The sequence below is a fragment of the uncultured Amaricoccus sp. genome (assembly GCF_937858865.1).
GTDB lineage: Bacteria > Pseudomonadota > Alphaproteobacteria > Rhodobacterales > Rhodobacteraceae > Amaricoccus.
The window spans coordinates 1-2,628 of the sequence record NZ_CALLYO010000127.1; the positions used below are offsets into that span (position 1 = coordinate 1).

The following is a 2,628-nucleotide window of genomic DNA, read 5'->3' on the forward strand; positions in this document are numbered from 1 at the left end:
GCCCCCCTCGCTCTCGCCGTCGCGCTCATGGCGCTCACCTGGACGCTGCAGACCGGGCGCTCGATGCTTGCGCCCGTCGGCGCCGGGCTCGCCGCCTGGCTCATCCTCGGCGCCCTGGCCGATCTCGCCGGGCGGGTGCGGCTCGGGCAGACGGGCTGGCGCGAGGCGCTGCGCCGGGCACGCAACCTGCCGCGCGCCGACTGGGGCAAGGCGCTCGCCCACGCCGGCTTCGGGGTGACGGTCTGGGGCATCGCCGCGATCAGCGCCTGGGCGATCGAGGACATCCGCGCCGTCTCGCCCGGCGACCGCTTCGCCGTCGCCGGCTACGAGCTGCGCTTCGACGGCGAGGTGGACGCGCGCGGCCCGAACTACACCATCCAGCGCGGCACGGTGACGGTCTTCCGCGGCGACCGCGAGATCGGCACGCTCCACCCCGAGAAGCGGGTCTACGACGTGCAGGGGATGGCGACGACCGAGGCCGGCATCGACCGCGGCCTGACCCGCGACCTCTACGTCGCGCTCGGCGACCGGCAGGCGGACGGCGCCTGGGCGCTGCGCACCTACGTGAAGCCCTTCTCCAACTGGATCTGGGCCGGCGCCATGCTGATGGCCGCGGGCGGGGTCGCGAGCCTGACCGACCGGCGCTACCGCGTCGGCGCCCCGGCGCGGCGGACGGCCGCGCCCTCGGCGCTGCCGGCCGAGTGACGATGCGCCGGCTGCTCCTCGCGCTCCTCCTCTGCCTCGCGCCGCTCGCGGCGCTCGCGGTGCAGCCCGACGAGATCCTGCCCGACCCGGCCCAGGAGGCCCGCGCCCGCGCCATCACCCGCGAGCTGCGCTGCGTCGTCTGCCAGAGCGAGTCGATCGACGAATCGAACGCCGACATCGCCCGCGACCTGCGCCTTCTCGTGCGCGAGCGGATCACCGCCGGGGACACGGACGAGGAGGTTCTCGCCTTCGTCGTCGACCGCTACGGCGAGTTCGTGCTCTTCCGCCCACCCTTCACCTGGCGCAACGCCGCCCTCTGGCTCTCCGGCCCCGCCCTCCTCCTCCTCGGCGGTGGCATCGCCTTCGGTTTCATCCGCCGCCGCGCCCGCGCCGCCCCGCCACCCCCGGCGCCGCTCTCGGCCGAGGAGAAGAAGCGCCTGGCCGCGCTGCTCGAGGAATAGGAACGCCGCCGTCCCCGAGCCGTTGCCCTGGCATGCCTCGGCGGTCCCGGATCCACGACACCCTCCTCTTCATTGCCCTCCTCTCCTCGGCGATGGCCCTCGGCGGCGCCCTCGCCCACCTCTTCGAGCTCCCCAACAAGATCGCCCTGCCGCAGGAAGAATATTTCATCGTCCAGCAGGTCTATCGCGGCTGGGACCGCCTCGGCTGGCTCCTCCTCGTCGAGCTCGCTTCGATCGTCGCCGTCGCCGTCCTCTCCCGCCGCGACCCGCGCCTCTTCCGTCCGCTCCTCGCCGCCGCGCTCTTCCTCCTCGCCGCCCAAGCCGTCTTCTGGACCTTCACCTTCCCGGTGAACGTCGCCACCGACAACTGGACCGCGGTGCCCGAGGGCTGGGAGCGGCTGCGGGCGCGCTGGGAATATTCCCACGCCGTCGGCGCCCTCTTCCAGCTCCTCGTCGTCGCCTCGCTGATCCTGGCCGCCCTCCGCCGCTGACGCGTCGCGGGTTCCCGCCGCCTGCCTCCGCCGCTATCGTCGCCGGGCCACCGGCGGGAGGAATGAGGATGGGCTTTGAGACGATCCGCTTCGAGGTCGCGGACGGCATCGCGACCCTGACGCTCGACCGCCCCGCGGTCAGGAACGGGCTGAACCCGGCCATGCGCCGCGAGATCCGCGCCGCCGTCGCCGACGCGCCGGCCCATGCCCGGGTGCTGGTGCTGACCGGGGCGGGCAAGAGCTTCTGCTCGGGACAGGACCTCGACCCGGCGCAGATCACCGACGACCTCGACCTCGCCGCCACGCTCCGGGACGAGTACGAGCCGATGCTGCGGGCGATCTACGACTGCCCGATCCCCACCATCGCAGCCGTGAACGGCGCGGCGGCCGGGGCGGGCGCCAACCTCGCGCTCGCCTGCGACGTGGTGATCGCCGCCCGCTCGGCGGTCTTCCTCCAGGCCTTCGCCCGCATCGGGCTCATCCCCGACGCCGGCGGCACCTTCTGGCTGCCGCGGCAGGTCGGCTTCGCCCGCGCCATGGGGGCCGCCCTCTTCGCCGAGCCGGTCGGCGCCGACGACGCCGTCGCCTGGGGCATGATCTGGCAGGCGGTGCCGGACGAGGAGCTCGCGGCGACCGTGGCGGCGCGCGCCGGCCAGCTCGCCCGCGGGCCGGCGGTCGCCTATCGGCTCATCAAGCAGGCGCTGCGCGAGAGCCTCGGCAACGGCCTCGGCGAGCAGCTCGCGCTCGAGGCGGCGCTGCAGGGCAAGGCGGGCCGCACCCGCGACTTCCGCGAGGGCGTCGCGGCCTTCATCGAGAAGCGCCCGGCGCGCTACGAGGGCCGCTAGCCGCCCATGGCCGGGACCCTCGCCCAGCGCATCCGCCGCGCGCCGCGCCCGCACGACCCGAACCGGGTGACCGAGATCGCCGCCCGCTTCGGCGACCTGCCCGGCCCGGCGCGGGCGCTCGTCGAG

At 74.8% G+C, this 2,628-nt stretch carries 4 protein-coding genes; all 4 read left to right on the forward strand.

From position 1 onward, the window contains the following. Positions 1–705 (forward strand): cytochrome c-type biogenesis CcmF C-terminal domain-containing protein (locus Q0112_RS03545; protein WP_297971484.1); only part of this gene is annotated, 705 nt, incomplete at its 5' end. Positions 706–707: 2 nt separating this feature from the next. After that, positions 708–1,166 (forward strand): cytochrome c-type biogenesis protein, encoded by a 459-nt coding sequence (locus Q0112_RS03550; protein WP_297971487.1) that lies wholly within the window; start codon positions 708–710, stop codon positions 1,164–1,166. A 32-nt stretch (positions 1,167–1,198) separates the two neighbouring features. After that, a complete protein-coding gene (locus Q0112_RS03555; protein WP_297971490.1) occupies positions 1,199–1,657 on the forward strand; it encodes a hypothetical protein in 459 nt (152 codons plus the stop codon). 68 nt (positions 1,658–1,725) lie between these two features. Next, entirely contained in the window at positions 1,726–2,502 is a 777-nt protein-coding gene (locus Q0112_RS03560) for an enoyl-CoA hydratase-related protein (protein ID WP_297971492.1), read from the forward strand. Positions 2,503–2,628 lie beyond the last annotated feature (126 nt).